The organism is Streptomyces sp. PTY087I2, assembly GCF_001687325.1.
GTDB lineage: Bacteria > Actinomycetota > Actinomycetes > Streptomycetales > Streptomycetaceae > Streptomyces.
In genome coordinates, this window is record NZ_LZRD01000004.1 from 160,392 (window position 1) to 176,241 (window position 15,850).

General features: G+C 70.5%; 14 protein-coding genes and 1 pseudogene. 12 read left to right on the plus strand and 3 right to left on the minus strand.

Annotated elements, in window-relative coordinates; genetic code table 11:
* Positions 1-4 precede the first annotated feature (4 nt).
* The 6 genes from A3Q37_RS05505 to A3Q37_RS05530 all read left to right on the plus strand — a co-directional run bounded on the left by A3Q37_RS05505 (position 5) and on the right by A3Q37_RS05530 (position 8,843).
* Positions 5-1,009 carry an ABC transporter permease gene (locus tag A3Q37_RS05505; protein ID WP_065478337.1) on the plus strand — a complete coding sequence of 335 codons (1,005 nt, stop codon included), beginning with the start codon at positions 5-7 and terminating at the stop codon, positions 1,007-1,009.
* Positions 1,006-1,992: an ABC transporter ATP-binding protein gene (locus A3Q37_RS05510; protein ID WP_065478339.1), complete on the plus strand. Its 987-nt coding sequence runs from the start codon at positions 1,006-1,008 to the stop codon at positions 1,990-1,992. The genes A3Q37_RS05505 and A3Q37_RS05510 overlap by 4 nt, the downstream gene beginning before the upstream one ends.
* A gap of 31 nt (positions 1,993-2,023) precedes the next feature.
* The gene (locus A3Q37_RS05515; protein WP_065478341.1) at positions 2,024-3,436 is read left to right on the plus strand and encodes a GH1 family beta-glucosidase; all 1,413 of its coding nucleotides are present in this window, start codon (positions 2,024-2,026) and stop codon (positions 3,434-3,436) included.
* Between the two features lie 70 nt (positions 3,437-3,506).
* Entirely contained in the window at positions 3,507-6,608 is a 3,102-nt protein-coding gene (locus A3Q37_RS05520) for a glycoside hydrolase family 3 N-terminal domain-containing protein (RefSeq protein ID WP_065478343.1), read from the plus strand.
* 58 nt (positions 6,609-6,666) lie between these two features.
* A complete protein-coding gene (locus tag A3Q37_RS05525) occupies positions 6,667-8,043 on the plus strand; it encodes a hypothetical protein (protein WP_065478345.1) in 1,377 nt (458 codons plus the stop codon).
* A gap of 449 nt (positions 8,044-8,492) precedes the next feature.
* Positions 8,493-8,843, plus strand: a complete 351-nt coding sequence (locus tag A3Q37_RS05530) for a hypothetical protein (protein ID WP_255311748.1) — start codon at positions 8,493-8,495, stop codon at positions 8,841-8,843.
* A gap of 214 nt (positions 8,844-9,057) precedes the next feature.
* Here the strand turns inward: A3Q37_RS05530 and A3Q37_RS05535 are convergent, their stop codons facing one another.
* Positions 9,058-10,062: a YdcF family protein gene (locus A3Q37_RS05535; protein WP_065478351.1), complete on the minus strand. Its 1,005-nt coding sequence runs from the start codon at positions 10,060-10,062 to the stop codon at positions 9,058-9,060.
* A gap of 111 nt (positions 10,063-10,173) precedes the next feature.
* Here A3Q37_RS05535 and A3Q37_RS05540 point away from each other — a divergent pair, with 111 nt between their 5' ends.
* From A3Q37_RS05540 to A3Q37_RS05550, 3 genes are all read left to right on the plus strand, one after another.
* Complete coding sequence (locus A3Q37_RS05540) at positions 10,174-10,722, plus strand: hypothetical protein (RefSeq protein ID WP_065478712.1); 549 nt, start codon at positions 10,174-10,176, stop codon at positions 10,720-10,722.
* Positions 10,723-10,855: 133 nt separating this feature from the next.
* The gene (locus A3Q37_RS05545) at positions 10,856-11,089 is read left to right on the plus strand and encodes a hypothetical protein (RefSeq protein WP_065478354.1); all 234 of its coding nucleotides are present in this window, start codon (positions 10,856-10,858) and stop codon (positions 11,087-11,089) included.
* A 149-nt stretch (positions 11,090-11,238) separates the two neighbouring features.
* Positions 11,239-12,111: an AraC family transcriptional regulator gene (locus A3Q37_RS05550; protein ID WP_065478357.1), complete on the plus strand. Its 873-nt coding sequence runs from the start codon at positions 11,239-11,241 to the stop codon at positions 12,109-12,111.
* A 48-nt stretch (positions 12,112-12,159) separates the two neighbouring features.
* Here the strand turns inward: A3Q37_RS05550 and A3Q37_RS37665 are convergent, their stop codons facing one another.
* Together A3Q37_RS37665 and A3Q37_RS05555 are read right to left on the minus strand one after the other, a co-directional pair.
* Positions 12,160-12,432: a DUF397 domain-containing protein gene (locus A3Q37_RS37665; protein ID WP_079137674.1), complete on the minus strand. Its 273-nt coding sequence runs from the start codon at positions 12,430-12,432 to the stop codon at positions 12,160-12,162.
* Positions 12,433-12,473: 41 nt separating this feature from the next.
* Positions 12,474-13,268: pseudogene (locus A3Q37_RS05555) on the minus strand (Scr1 family TA system antitoxin-like transcriptional regulator); the annotation flags it as partial.
* A gap of 114 nt (positions 13,269-13,382) precedes the next feature.
* Between A3Q37_RS05555 and A3Q37_RS05560 the strand changes: the two are divergent.
* From A3Q37_RS05560 to A3Q37_RS05570, 3 genes are all read left to right on the plus strand, one after another.
* Positions 13,383-13,796 (plus strand): ATP-binding protein, encoded by a 414-nt coding sequence (locus tag A3Q37_RS05560; RefSeq protein ID WP_065478359.1) that lies wholly within the window; start codon positions 13,383-13,385, stop codon positions 13,794-13,796.
* A gap of 95 nt (positions 13,797-13,891) precedes the next feature.
* A complete protein-coding gene (locus A3Q37_RS05565; RefSeq protein ID WP_065478362.1) occupies positions 13,892-14,863 on the plus strand; it encodes an NAD(P)/FAD-dependent oxidoreductase in 972 nt (323 codons plus the stop codon).
* Positions 14,864-14,962: 99 nt separating this feature from the next.
* The gene (locus A3Q37_RS05570; RefSeq protein ID WP_065478365.1) at positions 14,963-15,568 is read left to right on the plus strand and encodes a dihydrofolate reductase family protein; all 606 of its coding nucleotides are present in this window, start codon (positions 14,963-14,965) and stop codon (positions 15,566-15,568) included.
* Positions 15,569-15,850: the final 282 nt, after the last annotated feature.

Genomic DNA, 15,850 nt, shown 5'->3' on the forward strand with positions numbered 1-15,850 from the left:
TCCCATGTCCGTCACCGCCACCGATGTCGCCGTCCTCGACGGCGCGCCCCCGCCCACCGCCCCGACCCGCCGGGCCCGGCTCCGGTTCCTGCGCGGCGGGAAGACCCGCACCGGCCTGATCATCCTGGCGTTCTTCGTCCTGCTGGCCGTCGCCGGACCCTGGCTCGCCCCCTACGACCCCGACGCCATGAGCGACCAGCTGCTCCAACCGCCCTCCGGCGCCCACTGGTTCGGCACCACGCACACCGGGCAGGACGTCTTCTCGCAGATCCTCGTCGGCACCCGGGGCGTCCTCGTCGTCGGACTGCTGGCGGCCGCCATCGCCACCGCCCTCTCCGTCCTGATCGGGGTCAGCGCCGGATTCCTCGGCGGCGCGGTCGACGAGATCCTCTCCGCGCTCTCCAACATCTTCCTGGTGCTGCCCGGACTCCCGCTGATCATCATCGTCGCGAGCTTCGTCCCCGACACCGGCGACCTCGTCATCGCCGTCGCCATCGCCCTGACCTCCTGGGCCTGGGGATCGCGGATCCTGCGCGCCCAGACCCTGTCGCTGCGCCGCCGCGACTACGTGGAGGCCGCCCGTGCCACCGGCGAGTCGACGCCGCGCATCATCCTCTTCGAGATCCTGCCGAACCTCACCGCCGTCATCGCCTCCGGCTTCGTCGGCACGGTCATCTTCGCCGTCCTCACCGAGATCACCCTCGCCTTCATCGGCGTCGCCGACATCTCCCACTGGAACTGGGGCACCGTCCTCTTCTGGGCCCAGTCCAACCAGGCGCTCGCCCAGGGAGCCTGGTGGTGGTTCGTCCCGGCCGGCCTGTGCATCGCCCTGCTGGGCACCGCGCTCGCCCTCATCAACTTCGGCATCGACGAGTTCGTCAACCCCCGTCTGCGCACCGCCACCGGCTCCTCCCGGAAGGTGAAGATGCGCGTCGGCTTCACCCCGGTCGCCCGGAAGAACACCGGCGACGGACCCCGCGAGCACAGCAGCAAGGAGCCGCGCCCATGAGCGCCGAGCCGGTCCTGACCATCAGCGGACTCAACGTCGACTACGGCACCGACGCGGGCGCCGTCCACGCCCTGCGCGACATCGACCTCACCCTGAACCGGGGCGAAGTCCTCGGCCTGGCGGGGGAGTCGGGCTCGGGCAAGTCGACGCTCGCCTACGCCGTGACCCGGCTGCTGTCCCCGCCCGGCGTCATCACCGGGGGAGAGGTCCACTACCACCGCCCCGGCGGCGACCGCGTCGACATCCTCTCCCTCGCCCCGCAGCAGCTGCGCGCCTTCCGCTGGCAGGAGCTGTCCATCGTCTTCCAGGGGGCGATGAACTCCCTCAACCCCGTGCACACCGTCCACAGCCAGCTCACCGACGTGCTCGCCGCCCACCGCCCCGAACTCAAGAAGCGCCAACGCACGGACCGCGCCAAGGAGTTGCTGGAGCTCGTCGGCATCTCCGCCGACCGGCTCGCCGCCTACCCGCACCAGCTCTCCGGCGGGATGCGGCAGCGCGTGATGATCGCCATGGCGCTCGCCCTGGAACCCGAGATCGTCATCATGGACGAGCCGACCACCGCGCTCGACGTCGTCATGCAACGGCAGATCCTGCGACGGCTCGTCCAGTTGAGGGAACAGCTGAACTTCTCGGTCGTGTTCATCACCCACGACATCTCCCTCCTGATCGAATTCTCGGACCGGATCGCGATCATGTACGGGGGCCGCATCGTGGAGCAGGCGGGCGCGGCCGAGATCTACCGCGACGCCCGCCACCCCTACAGCGACGGGCTCCTCCACTCCTTCCCCGCGCTCCACGGCCCGCGCCGCGAACTGACCGGCATCCCCGGCTCCCCGCCGCACCTCTCCGCGATGCCCACCGGCTGCGCCTTCCACCCGCGCTGCGGCAAGGCCTTCGCCCCGTGCGCCGGGCAGATCCCGCCGCTCGCCCCGCCCGCCGACGGACCCGGCCGGACGGTCGCCTGCCATCTGCACGCCTGACCAGGCCCTTCCCTCCTACGTACGGAGACCGATGAACCTCGCCACCACCCCGCATCGCCTTCTTCGTCCGGCCCCGGTACGCGGACTCCCCGCCGACTTCCGCTGGGGCGTCGCCACCTCCTCGTACCAGATCGAGGGAGCCGCCGCCGAGGACGGCCGCACCCCGTCCATCTGGGACACCTTCTGCCGGGTGCCCGGGGCGGTGGAGGGCGGCGAGCACGGCGACGTGGCCTGCGACCACTACCACCGGATGCCCGAGGACGTGGAGCTGATCGCGGGCCTCGGCGTCGACACGTACCGCTTCTCGCTCGCCTGGCCCCGCATCCAGCCGGGCGGCCGGGGCCCCGCCAACAGCAAGGGCCTCGACTTCTACAAGCGGCTGATCGACGAACTCCAGGGACGCGGTGTCACCCCCTGGATCACGCTCTACCACTGGGACCTCCCGCAGGAGCTGGAGGACGCGGGCGGCTGGCCCGCACGCGACACCGCCCTGCGCTTCGCGGAGTACGCCGCCCTCGCGTACGAGGCCCTCGGCGACCGGGTCGAGCACTGGACCACGCTGAATGAGCCCTGGTGCTCGGCGATGCTCGGTTACGCCTACGGGCTGCACGCCCCCGGCCGCCGCGACTCGGGCGACGCCATGGCCGCCGTCCACCATCTGCTCCTGGGCCACGGCCTCGCCGCCGGCGCGCTGCGCGACGCGGCCGGGGACAACCCGCTGGAGCTGGGCATCACCCTCAACCTCGGCACGGCAACGCCGGAGACCGACAGCGAGGCCGACCGCGAGGCGTGCCGCCGCGCCGACGGCCTGGGCGCCCGGCTCTACCTCGACCCGCTCGTCCACGGCCGCTACCCCGAGGACATCGTCGCCGACCTGGCCGCCCAGCACATCGAACTCCCGGTCAGGGAAGGCGACCTGGCCGCCATCGCCACCCCGCTCGACGTGCTCGGCGTCAACTTCTACCGGGGCATGCAGTTCTCCGGCGTCACCGAGGACGGCTCGCCGCTCGACGCCGAGGGCCTGCCGGTCACCCGGGCCGTGGACCGCGATCTGCCCCGCACCGCGATGGACTGGGAGATCACCCCGACCGAACTCACCGATCTGCTGGTGCGGTTGGAGCGCGACTACGGGCTGCCGACCGTCATCACGGAGAACGGCGCGGCCTTCGACGACACGGTCGCCGCCGATGGCTCCGTCCCCGACGCCGACCGTACGGCCTACCTCGCCGACCACATAGCCGCCGTCGTCGCCGCCCGCGCCCAAGGGGCCGACGTCCGGGGCTACTTCGCCTGGTCGCTGATGGACAACTTCGAGTGGGCGTACGGCTACGCCAAGCGGTTCGGCATCGTCCGCGTCGACTACGACACCCAGACCCGCACGCTCAAGGACAGCGCCAAGTGGTACCGCGACACGATCCGCCTCACCAGAGACGCCGCCGAGTAGCGCACGCCAACACCCCTGATCCGTAACGACGTCCGGAAACCTGGACCCCAGAAAGAGAGCGCTCCCAAAAATGCCCCGCATTCCGTACGCCCGCCCCCGCAAGGGCAGAAGCAGACCCGCGACGGCCGCCTTCGCCGCCGCGGCCGTCCTGGCCACCCTGCTCGCCGGGTCGGCCACCGGCCCCGCGGCCGCCGCCGACGAACCCGCCCCCGTCCTCATCGACCGCTTCGAGGGCGAGGTGCCGCTCGGCAACAACCCGCCCGCCGACGCCATCTTCACCTGGGGCGGCGACGCGGACGACCACCCGCAGCTGAAGCTCGCCGAACGCGCGGACGCCCCCGAGGGCGCGCAGGTCCTCGAAGGCTCCTACGACATCAGCGCGTACGGCGGGTTCAGCCACGAGTTCGCCGTGGACACCCCGCCGCAGGACTGGACCGCCCACAAGGGCATCCGCTTCTGGTGGTACGGCCAGAACACCGCGCCCCTGCCGCCCGGTTCGGGCAAGACCATCAACTTCGAGATCAAGGACGGCGGCGCCAACGGCGGCGCGTCCGAGCTGTGGACCACCTCCTTCACCGACGACTGGGAGGGCTGGCACCTCGTCGAGATCCCCTTCGCGGACTTCGTCTACCGGGCCGACTACCAGCCCGTCGGCGGCATCGACCAGGTCCTCGGCCTCAACGAGATGTGGGGCTACGCCCTCACCCTCCCCGGCGGAGCGCCCGGCGAATTCGCCCTGGACGCGGTCGAGTTGTACGGCAAGGCGGACCCGGCGCTCACCGCGAGCGTGGTCACCGACACGGCCGTACGCCCGGTGAAGAACGGCGCGACCGCCGAGCTGACGCTCTCCGTCGCCACCACCGGTTCCGTCCCCACCGAGGAGCCGGTCACCATCGAGTACGCCACCAAGGGCGGGACGGCGGAGGCCGGGAAGGACTACACCCCGGTCACCGGCAGCCACACCTTCCCGGCGGGCACCGCCTCGGGGACCACCCACAAGGTCACCGTCCGCACGGCGAAGGCGTCGAAGCCCGCCGAGGCGAAGACGATCCCGCTGGAGCTGACCGTCACCGGCGCGAAGGCCCCCCGGGAGAACCCGCAGGTCGTCATCGACGCCCATGGACTTCCGTACCAGAACGCCAAGTTGCCCGTGAAGCAGCGGGTGGCGGACCTGCTGGGCCGGATGTCGCTCGCCGAGAAGGCCGGCCAGATGACCCAGGCCGAGCGCAACGCGCTCCGCACCCCCGGCGACATCGCCGCGTACGACCTGGGCTCGCTGCTCTCCGGCGGCGGCTCGGTCCCGACCCCGAACACGGCGGCCGCCTGGGCCAAGATGGTCGACGGCTACCAGCTGCGCGCCCAGGCCACCCGCTTCCAGATCCCGCTGATCTACGGCGTGGACGCGGTGCACGGCCACAACAACGTCGTCGGCGCGACGATCATGCCGCACAACATCGGCATCGGCGCGGGCCGCGACCCGAAGAGCGCCGAGAAGACCGGCGCGATCACCGCGAAGGAAGTCCGGGCCACCGGCATCCCGTGGGACTTCGCCCCCTGCGTCTGCGTCACCCGCGACGAGCGCTGGGGCCGCTCCTACGAGGCGTTCGGCGAGGACCCGGCCCTCGTCGAGGCCATGGAGACGGTCATCCAGGGCATGCAGGGCAGCCCGTCCGGCAAGGACCTGCACCGCAACGACAAGGTGCTCGGCAGCGCGAAGCACTTCGTCGGCGACGGCGGCACCGAGTACGGCTCCTCGACCACCGGCTCGTACACGACCGACCAGGGCATCACCAAGGTCACCCGCGAAGAGCTGGAGGCAGTGCACCTGTCGCCGTTCGAGGAGTCGGTGAAGCGGGGCGTCGGCACGATCATGCCCTCGTACTCCTCCCTCGACATCCTGGGCGACGACCAGGGCCCGGTGAAGATGCACGCCAACGCCGAGATGATCAACGGCGTCCTCAAGGACCGGATGGGCTTCGAGGGCTTCGTCATCAGCGACTGGCAGGCCATCGACCAGATCCCCGGCGACTACCCGAGCGACGTCCGTACGTCCATCAACGCCGGACTCGACATGATCATGGTCCCGACCGCGTACCAGGACTTCACGAAGACCCTGAAGGACGAGGTCACGGCGGGCCGCATCAGCGAGGCCCGCATCGATGACGCGGTCGCCCGCATCCTCACCCAGAAGTTCCGCCTCGGCCTCTTCGAGAAGCCGTACGCGGACACCACCCACCTCGACAAGGTCGGCTCGGCCGAGCACCGCGCGGTGGCGCGGGAGGCGGTCGCGAAGTCGCAGGTGCTCCTGAAGAACGACGGGGCTGTCCTGCCGCTCAAGCCGAACCAGAAGGTGTACGTCGCCGGGTCCAACGCCGACGACATCGGCAACCAGGCCGGCGGCTGGACGATCAGCTGGCAGGGCTCCTCCGGCAAGATCACCCCGGGTACGACCATCCTGGAGGGGATGAAGAAGGCGGCGAAGAACCCCGACTCCGTCACGTACTCGAAGGACGCCTCGGCCGCCACGGACGGCTACGACGTGGGTGTGGTGGTCGTCGGCGAGACCCCGTACGCCGAGGGCATCGGGGACGTCGGCAACGGCCACGACCTGGAGCTGACGGCGGCCGACAAGGCGGCGGTCGACAAGGTCTGCGCGGCCATGAAGTGCGCGGTCCTCATCGTCTCGGGCCGCCCGCAGCTCATCGGCGACCAGCTCGGGGACATGGACGCCCTGGTGGCCTCCTGGCTGCCGGGCTCCGAGGGCGACGGCGTGGCCGACGTGCTCTACGGCAAGCGCGCCTTCACCGGCCAGCTCCCGGTGACCTGGCCGAAGTCGGAGACGCAGCTCCCGATCAACGTCGGGGACGCGACGTACGACCCGCAGTTCCCGTACGGCTGGGGCCTGACCACCCTGAAGAAGCCCCCGGCCGGAGGCGAGCTGACCCTCACGGCGCTCGCCGTGGCCGCCCAGGTCGCCGAGAAGGCGAAGCTGGGGAAGACCCCGGCGGGCAAGGCGATCGTGGACCAGGCCCGGCTGCTGGTCCAGCAGAAGATCGACGGAAAGTTCACCCAGGCGGTCGCCAAGCCCTTCGCGGAGGCGGACCACCTGCTGCTGAAGGGTGACCTGACGGGCGCGGTGGCCAAGCTGCGCACGGCGTACCGGGCCGCGTAGGCACCCCGCTCTCCAGGCGGGCGACGGCGTTCGTCGCCCGTCTGGAGTAGCGTTAAGTATGAGGAAAAGGCTCTTCCCCTCGCTGCTGGCGGGCCTGCTGCTCATCTTCGCGGCGGCGGCTCTCGCCCTGACCTCTCCTGCGTCGGCGGCCCCGGCCGCCACCATCCAAGACGCCGCCCAGGCCCTGCGCGACGACCCGGTGTACGTGGACCCGGGCGCCCGCGATCAGCTCTCCGTCGCTGACGAGAAGGCCCTGGAAGACAAGATCACCGAAGCCGACAAGCCGGTCTTCGTCGCCGTCCTCCCCGATACCTCCGCCTTCCCCGAGGAAGGCCTCCTCCAGACCCTGCGCAGCGACACCGGCATCACCGGTGTCTACGCGATCCGCCTCGGCGACGGCTTCGACGCGGGCGCGGACCCGCAGGTCATGCCGACCCGGGCGGTCCAGAACCTCACCGCGTCGGTGGAGAACCCGGCTACCGCTGCCGACCCGAACACCCAGCTCAACGCCTTCGTCGACCGCGCCGTCGAACAGGCCCGGGGCACCGCCCCCGCCTCCTGGTCCGGCGGTGGAGGCGCGGCGGACGGCCCCGGCGCCCCGGTCGGCGGCCTGATCACGCTCGGCGCACTTGTCGCGGCGGGCGGCGCCGGCGCGTACGCGATCTCCCGCCGCAACAAGCGCCGCAAGGAGGAAGAGGAGCGCATCGCGCTCGACAAGCTCCGGGTGGTCGTCGACGAGGACATCACCGCGTACGGCGAAACCCTGGAGCGCCTGGACTTCCACCCTGCCGAGAAGGGCGCGGACGACACCATGCGCGCCGACTACGAACGGGCCCTGGACTCCTACGAGACCGCCAAGACGAGGATGGACCGGGCCACACACCCCTCGGACGTCCGCGGAGTCACCCAGTCCCTGGAGGACGGCCGCTACTCCCTCGCGGTCCTGGAGGCCCGCCGCACGGGCGGGCAGATCCCGGCCCGCCGCCCGCCGTGCTTCTTCGACCCCCGCCACGGCCCCTCGATCGCCGACGTGCTCTGGACCCCGTCCGGCGGTGCGGCCCGCGAGGTCCCGGTCTGCGGCGCGGACGAGATCCGGCTCAGCCGGGGCCAGGACCCCATGAGCCGTTCGGTCGACGTCGGCGGCGGCAACCGCCGCCCGTACTGGGAAGCGGGCCCGGCGTACGGCCCCTGGGCGGGCGGCTACTTCGGCGGCGGCCTGCTCCCCGGCCTCCTCGTCGGCACGATGCTCGGTTCGATGCTGGCCACTCCGGCGTACGCCTCCGAGTACGGCGGCGGTGACTTCGGCGGCGGCGCGGGCGGCGAATGGGGCGGCGGCGACTTCTCCGGCTCCGACTTCGACTCCTCCGGCTTCGGCGGGGGCGGCTTCGGCGACGGCGGAGGCTTCGGGGGCGGGTTCGACGGCGGGGGCTTCTAAGGCTTGGGCGTCTTCTGAGCGCCTCGGGTTCCGGTGGATCCCCTCAGCCGGGGCCCGGGGCCCGGGGTCAGGGTGAAGCAGTCGGCAGTGGTTCGGCCTTCAGTCGTGTGCGCGCCGTCCAGCGCAAAGTGGGAACCTCAGCAGTTGCTCAAATTTTGACCTTCTTGTGAAGATCGCTAGTGTTCTCTTCGTTCCGGCGACCGCGGAACTTTGTGAACGGGGATTACCCAAGTGAAGAGCAGGAATACGGTTCATGCAGCGCTGCTGACCACTGCGCTGATAGCCGGTACGGCCATCCCGGCGTTTGCCGCCGCGGTGCAACTGCCGTTGGCAAGTGCATCAAGTTCGAGGTCAACCCCTCGCTGGCGCTCCTTTCGCCTGCGGCGGCCATAAATGGAAGCGGCCTTTACAGTGGCAAGGCCGGCTACGGGTGCTGCAAGTAAAAATCGGTGGCCGACCGACCCGAAATGGGAACGCGGCTGAATCTGGTGGCCGAAGAGAAAGAACTCGGCTTTCCGAATTTGAAAGGTTGCAGAATGGATATTCTCACCGTTCTGGCGTCGGCCGCTTTCGGCTCCACGGTGTATCTCACCGCCTTCTCGACGGCTCAATGGCTGGACCGGAAGGATCCCAAGATCAAGATCTTGGGCCTGATCCTCATAGGCCTGGCCCTGTGTGCCGTTATGGGGATGGTCGCGGCGGGAAGTAAGGGTGTCATCGTCGGTTTCGTCGTAGGTGGGGTTCTGACTCCACCCGTGCATCGAGCGCTGCACGGACGCATGCGAGTCGCCGGCACCTGACCCGTCGGCCCTTGTTCTGCCTCCTGTAGCCCCTGACGGGCTGTTGGAGACTGCGGGCGGGGCGCTTGGCGACAGCGATGGCGCCTCGCCCCGCTCCGGGAGCCTCCGCATACATCGAGTATGCGGAGGCTCCTTCGCCTTGCCACGCACCCCACGACAGACGGGCGCCAACGGCACGCCCGGACCAACGACCGGCTGATCCGAACGAAACCGCCTAGGCCGCCCACCAGGCGGCCACCCCGCCGAGGACGATGATCACGCACATCGCCGCGTTGCTCCGCCGGTAGTCCACGAGGATCGCGGCGAACTCGCGGAGCATCGCGTTGGGCCAGAAGTACGCGGCCGTGGGGGAGCCCACCACCTGCCCCCGGATGCGGACCCGCCGGGCGATGAGGGCGGCACGGAAGGCGTGGTAGTTGTTCGTGACGACCACGCACCGGTAGCCGGGCTTGGCCGCCTCCATGATCTCCTTGCTGAAGCGCAGGTTCTCCTCGGTGTTCGTCGACCGGTCCTCCCGCTCGATGAGATGCGCGGGGAACCCCTGGGCCACCAGATGGTCGGCCATGGCGTGGGACTCGGGCAGGTCCTCGTCGGGCCCCTGCCCGCCCGAGGTGATGAGGACGGGCGACCCGCCGCGCCGGGAGAGCCGCTCGTGCACCTCGCGCCCCCGCTTCAGCCGGCTCGCCAGCAGCGGCGGCACGGTGGAGCCGCCGATCAGCCCAGAACCCAGCACCACCACGAAGTCGGCCTTCCGGCGCACCTGGAGCCGCCCGTACAGGAACGCGTAGCAGACGAAGCACAGGAACAGGAACGAGAAGTACAGCGCCAGCCCGCCCGCTGTCCAGGCCACCCCGATCAGCACCGGAGTCCGCAGCACGGCGGCCACGACCAGCAGGGCGACCACGCCGAGGACGGCGAACGCGGCCAGCAGCGACAGCAGATGGGCCGGGCTCCGGCCCTCCTTGCGCAGCATGCGTACGCCGTTGAGGAACAGGAAGCACACCAGCACGAGCAGGGCCACCGCCGCCAGTGCCACCAGCGCCCCGACGACGTAGGGCACCGAGGGCGACTCCGAGCTGACCAAGCGGTACAGCAGGGCCACCAGCGCACAGAGCACGGCGAGCCCCAGGATGACGGCGTTGCTGAACTTCCGGCGCTCGCGCAGCACGCTCACACAGAAGACGAGGAAGAGGAGCGCCGCGGGGGCGTAAACCACCATGGACACAGACTAGGCAGCCCCAGGCGGCAGTTGACCGCGAGGTGGGGTGGAGTGCGGTGGTGGATGGGGGCGGGGGCGACGGACGACGGGCGCTGTGTCAGGCTCCGCCCCATGAGATGGAGCTTCAAGCTGCACGGCGGGGCGGCCGCCGTGCTGAGCGTCGTGGCCCTGGCGCTGGCCGCGCTCACCTGGCTGCCGGGCCGGGGCGCGCTGCCGTTGTTCGAGCCGGCCTGGCCGCTGGCGGTCGTCGTCGTCCCGGCCTTCGCGTTGTTTCTGGCGGCTCTGGTACGCCAGTTCACGACCGGCGCGGACCGGAGCGCGCAGTGGCAGGCTTTCCGCTGCCTGCCCGGCAGGGTGCGGGCGGGGCTCGCGTTCCTGGCCGTGGCGAGCGTGGCCGTCATGGTGATGGGGATCGTGTCGGGGACGGGCGAGGGGCTGCGGGACGCGGAGGCACGGGACGGCCGGTACGTCGCCTACGATCCGACGGCGACCACGGACAGCCGGACGGTCGAGGTGACGAGGGACGAGTACCTGTCCCTGCTGCCGAGCAGCCTCCGGATGATGTACGCGATGCCGGGCCTTCTGTGCGCCGCGGCTGCGGCGATCGTGCTGGCGGCGGGAGAGCTGCGCCGAGCGGACGACGCAGCGGCTGTACGGTGACGCTGCCGGTGGCGTGACGGCGCCCGTGTCCGCGTCTGTGTCCGTACGGATCCGGAGTGAGGACATCCGTGCCCGTGGCGGTGATCCTCGATCAGGGCGTGCCCTTTGCGGGGTCCCGGCCGTTGAACCGGGCATGAAGAAGCGAAGCGTACTCGCCGCCGTCACCCTCGCCACCGGAGCGGTCATCGCCGCCATCGCCCCGCACCCGGGAGGCGGGGACACCGCGCACGCGGCCGAACCGGCCGTCTCCCTGGGCGCGCTGGACGACGTCGGCGACCTCGGCAAGCTGGTCGACGGCGCGGCCGGGGCGACCACCTCCACCGCGGGCACCGTCACCAGCACCGTGAATGACGCCAAGCTCAGCTGAACGGGCTGAAGAAGAACAGGGGCGGCCGAAAGGCCGCCCCTGTTCGCGTTCCGGGGCCGTGTGGGGCCCCGACCGATCCGGGCACGGACGGTCGGGTCGGGCAGAGTGGCTCCTTCCTACGGTGAACGGGCAAGGGAAGGAGTCAGGGTGTGCTGGAACGGCTGAACGACGCGATGGACCACATCGAGGCCCACCTCGGTGAGCGCATCGAGGCGGCGGATCTCGCCCGGATCGCGATGACGTCGGAGTACCACTTCCGCCGGATGTTCTCCGCGCTGGCGGGGCTCCCGCTGTCGGAGTACATCCGCCGTCGCCGTATGACGGTCGCGGGAGCGGAGGTGCTCGGTGACCGCGACCGTTCGCTGCTGGACGTGGCGACGCGGTACGGCTACGACACGGGGGAGGGCTTCGCCCGGGCCTTCCGGGCCGTCCACGGAATCGGCCCCGGCGAGGCGCGCCGCACGGGCGCGGCTCTGCGGTCCCAGCAACGCCTGACCTTCCGACTCGTCGTCGAAGGGAGTAGCGCCATGCGCTACAGCTTGGTGGAGAAGAACGCGTTCCGGGTGGTCGGGAAGAAGGCCCGCGTCCCGCTCATCCACGAGGGACCGAATCCAGCCATCGCGGAGTTCATCCGGGGCATCGGCCGGGAGGAGCTGGACCGCATAGCGGCCCTCTCGGACCAGGAGCCGGCGGGCATCGTCGGGGTGAGTGACCAACTCGACCCCAGCCGAGCGGAGGGCACCGAACTCGACTACTGGCACGGGGTGGTGAGCGCGGCCGAGCCTCCGGAGGATCTGGACGCCCTGGACGTACCGGCAGGCACGTGGGCGGTCTTCGAGAGCGAGGGCGAGTTCCCGCAGGCCCTCCAGTACCTCTGGCGGGACGTGTTCACGCAGTGGTTCCCGTCGAACCCGTACGCGTCGAGGCCCGGCCCGGAGATCCTGCGGGTGCGGCTGACGGAGGACGGCAAGCGGGCGGAGGCGGAGCTGTGGATCCCGGTGGAGCGGTCGACGGCCGGCTGACGTGAGAACCGCCCCGGCCGCGGTTGGGGCGGGTTCACTGTCGGGCGCTCAGAGTGCGGTGCCGCTGCCGTGGACGAAGGCGCTCCAGGTGGCGGGCCCGACGGTGAGGACGGGACCGTCGGTCACCTTGGAGTCGCGGATGTGGACGGCGGCGGGGTGGGTGGCGATTTCGACGCAGGCTCCGCCGTCACCGTTGCTGTGGCTGGACTTACGCCAGTGGTAGGCGACTTCGATGCAGTTGCCGCCGTCGCCGTTGCTGTAGCTGGACTTGAACCAGTGGAGCTCGGTAGGAGCAGGGGCGGGGTGTGCTGCGCGGGACATGTCTCTCCAAGCAGTGCGTCAAGCAGTGCATCCAGTAGCCGGGTGCTCTCCTCGACGGTGAGCGCCTGGGAACGCAGCATCCCATACCTCTGCATAAGAGCGCTGACGTCGGCGGGTTCGTCGTACAGCTCTCCGCGCAGCTGGCCATCGACGTAGACGAGCTGGTCGTGGTCGGGGGTCTCCAGCAGAACGAGCGGCCCCGCGAGCCCGGCGTGACGACGGGTGTTCCGAGGCATGATCTGAATGGTGACGAACGGCAGATCCATGCACCGCCGCAGGTGAAGAAGTTGCTCCCGCATGACGTCGGGATCGCCCAACTCGGTGTGCAGGATGCTCTCCTCCAGGATGAAGTGGAGGATCGGCCGTGGCTTGCGCTCCAGGATCTTCTGGCGGCCGAGGCGGTCCGCCACCCGCTTCTCGATCTCGTCGTCTTCGAGCGGTGGGTAGTTGCAGTCGAAGATGAAGCGCGCGTACGCCTCGGTCTGGAGCAGTCCCGGGATGAGCTGGGACTCGTAAGAGATCAGACTCACCGCGTCCTGCTCGTACTGCACGAAGTCCTTGACCAGCGCCTGGTAGCGCTCCTTCCGCGGGATCTTCTCCACCGCGACCCGCAAAACACCCTTGGTGTCCAGCAGTTCATCGAGCTGGATGGCGAGGTCTAACTGAAGCGCCCGTCGCCCCTGCTCGATCGACGCGATGGTGTCCTCGCCCACCCCGGCCTGCTCGGCGAGGGCGGCCTGCGTCAGCCCGGCGAGTTTGCGGAAGTGGCGCAGCTGCGCCCCGACCAGCTGCCACGAAGTAACCCGCCTGATGCCGCTCTGCTTTCCCGGTTGCATGACCTGGCTTCTCCCCGTTCCGGCCCCGCTGTCAACCCGTCAGAACCCGTACAAAAGCTTTTGTACGTCTCTCCGCTCTGCTCCAGCGTAGTAACTCCGTGTGAGCGTGGAAGCATGAACGAGACAACTCAACTCCCCTACTTCCGCGCCGCCTTCTACTGCCGTGAGCGCAGGTCGATCCCCGTCGTACGCAAGTTCGCCCGCAAGGCGCTCGTCGAGTGGGAGTGTGAGCAGCGGGCCGACGATGTGCTGCTCTGCGTGACCGAGCTGGCCACCAACGCGCTCCGGCACGGCGTGCCCCCGGGGCGTGGCTTCAAGCTGCACATCTACCTGGAGCGGGTCGAGAGCATCATCCGCGTCGAGATGCACGACAGCGGCGGCGGTGTCGTACGTACGGCGGACGGGCCGCCGGAGGCCGACGACGAAGGCGGGCGGGGGCTGCTGCTCGTCGCGGCGCTGGCGGACAAGTGGGGCGTGGCCGAGCGGAACCCCGGAAAGATCGTGTGGTGCGAGTTCAGCGTCGTGTGACTTGCTGTTTCGGCAAGGATGTTTGTCGTTTCGGCCTCGCGCGCGCACTCTCGTCGTCGAGCGGTGGTGATGCCGCGTGACGAAGGAGGAACGACATGCAGCAGCAGCGGTGCGACGTGGTGGTCGTGGGCGGCGGGGCCGCCGGCCTCAGCGGGGCCCTGGCGCTGGGGCGGGCCCGGCGCTCGGTTCTGGTGATCGACGCGGGGGAGCCCCGTAACGCTCCGGCCTCGCACGTGCACAACTACCTGGGCCGCGAGTCCACCCCGCCCGCCGAGCTGCTGGCGATCGGCCGGGGCGAGGCGGCCGGGTACGGGGCGGAGATCGTCGAGGGCCGGGTGGCCTCGGCCGAGAAGCTGCCCGAGGACGGGGCCGGGGAGCCGGGCTTCCGGGTGGTGACCGAGGACGGCCGGAGCGTCGAGGCGCGGCGGCTGCTCGTGACGACCGGGCTCGTCGACGAGCTGCCGCCCGTGCCGGGGCTTGCGGAGCGGTGGGGGCGCGAGGTGCTGCACTGCCCGTACTGCCACGGCCACGAGGTGGCGGACCGACCGATCGGCGTGCTCGCCACCGGCCCGCTCGCCGTGCACCAGGCGCTGATGTGGCGGCAGTGGAGCGACGATGTGACCCTCTTCCTCCACACGGGCCCGGAGCCCACAGAGGAGGAGTACGAGCAGCTGGCCGCGCGGGGCATCGCGGTCGTGGACGGCGAGGTGACGGACCTGGAGGTCGCGGACGACCGGTTCACCGGCGTGACGCTGGCGTCCGGCCGGGTCGTCCCGCGCGAGGCGCTGGTGGTGCAGGCCCGGTTCACCGCCCGCTCGGCGGTCCTGGAGTCGCTGGGGCTGGAGCCCGTGGCGCAGGAGATGGCCGGCGCGGTGATCGGTACGTACATCCCGACCGACCCGACCGGTGCGACGGAGGTCCCCGGGGTCTGGGCGGCGGGCAACGTCACCCGCCTCACCGAGCAGGTGATCGGTGCGGCTGCGGCGGGCCTCATGGCGGCGGGCGCGGTCAACGGCGACCTGATCATGGAGGACACCCGGCTGGCGGTGGCGGCCCGGCGGGCGTAACCGGGGCCGATGAGTTTGTGGCCCGCCGCCGGTCCACGTTCATGACACCCAAGGCTCATGACGCTCAAGGTTCATGACACCCCAGGAAGGGACACCGCCATGTCGGAGCTTCTCGTCGACTTCATCACCTCCCTCGACGGCTACGCATCGGGCGAGGGCTGGCCCGGGTTCTGGGGCCTGGAAGGCCCGGAGTACCTGGCCTGGCTCGGTGAGCAGCCTGAGGTCACGTACCTCATGGGGGCGAAGACGTACCGCCTGATGTCCGGGTTCGCCGCCGGCGAGGTCCCGAGCGGGCAGGACGACTTCAGGCCCGAAGAAGAGGAGTCCGTCGACCAGCTCACGCGAGCGCCCAAGGTGGTGTTCTCCTCCTCGCTGGAGGCGCCGCTGACGTGGGCCAACGCCACGCTCGTCCGCGAAGACGCCGTCGCCGCGGTCCGGGCGATGAAGGAGGACAGCTCGGGGCTCCTCAGCACGATCGGCAGCCTCAGCCTGTGCCGGTCCTTGCTGAGCGCCGGGCTCGTCGACCGCTTCCGGGTCGTGATGTTCCCGGTGATCACCGGGGCCACGGGCTCTGAACGCATCTACGACGGCTATCCGGACGTCGCCCTCGACATGATCGAGCACCGCACCTTCGACGGTCGCACCCAGCTGGTCGAGTACAAGCCCCGCGTGCTGGAGCACCCGCCGCTCGGCGCCCCCGCGTGACGTCGCCCCGTCCTCAGGCGCCGCCCTCGCCCTCGCCCTCGCCGTCGTCCGCCGCCCGTCCTCGTCCGGCGTAACACCGACAGGCGAAAGACGGCCCTCGGGGCGAGGGCCGGGGCCCGGCGGATGTGTGAGCTCCGGTTACGGGGATACGCGGAGGGTCCCCGGTGCCGCGAGGGTGCCGGGCGTCGGCCGTCGACCGGGACGGCCGCAACCGCTCGACGGGACGATTCGTCCGCATATGCCTACATTGGCAGAGGCGCGACAGGGTAGCCGTGGAGCCGG

Coding starts and splice junctions, on each gene's coding strand:
- A3Q37_RS05525 (WP_065478345.1), top strand. CDS start 6,667: ATGAGGAAAAGGCTCTTCCCCTCGCTGCTGGCGGGCCTGCTGCTCATC.
- A3Q37_RS05535 (WP_065478351.1), bottom strand. CDS start 10,062: ATGGTGGTTTACGCCCCCGCGGCGCTCCTCTTCCTCGTCTTCTGTGTG.
- A3Q37_RS05510 (WP_065478339.1), top strand. CDS start 1,006: ATGAGCGCCGAGCCGGTCCTGACCATCAGCGGACTCAACGTCGACTAC.
- A3Q37_RS05520 (WP_065478343.1), top strand. CDS start 3,507: ATGCCCCGCATTCCGTACGCCCGCCCCCGCAAGGGCAGAAGCAGACCC.
- A3Q37_RS05540 (WP_065478712.1), top strand. CDS start 10,174: ATGAGATGGAGCTTCAAGCTGCACGGCGGGGCGGCCGCCGTGCTGAGC.
- A3Q37_RS05565 (WP_065478362.1), top strand. CDS start 13,892: ATGCAGCAGCAGCGGTGCGACGTGGTGGTCGTGGGCGGCGGGGCCGCC.
- A3Q37_RS05560 (WP_065478359.1), top strand. CDS start 13,383: ATGAACGAGACAACTCAACTCCCCTACTTCCGCGCCGCCTTCTACTGC.
- A3Q37_RS05570 (WP_065478365.1), top strand. CDS start 14,963: ATGTCGGAGCTTCTCGTCGACTTCATCACCTCCCTCGACGGCTACGCA.
- A3Q37_RS05505 (WP_065478337.1), top strand. CDS start 5: ATGTCCGTCACCGCCACCGATGTCGCCGTCCTCGACGGCGCGCCCCCG.
- A3Q37_RS05545 (WP_065478354.1), top strand. CDS start 10,856: ATGAAGAAGCGAAGCGTACTCGCCGCCGTCACCCTCGCCACCGGAGCG.
- A3Q37_RS05515 (WP_065478341.1), top strand. CDS start 2,024: ATGAACCTCGCCACCACCCCGCATCGCCTTCTTCGTCCGGCCCCGGTA.
- A3Q37_RS37665 (WP_079137674.1), bottom strand. CDS start 12,432: ATGTCCCGCGCAGCACACCCCGCCCCTGCTCCTACCGAGCTCCACTGG.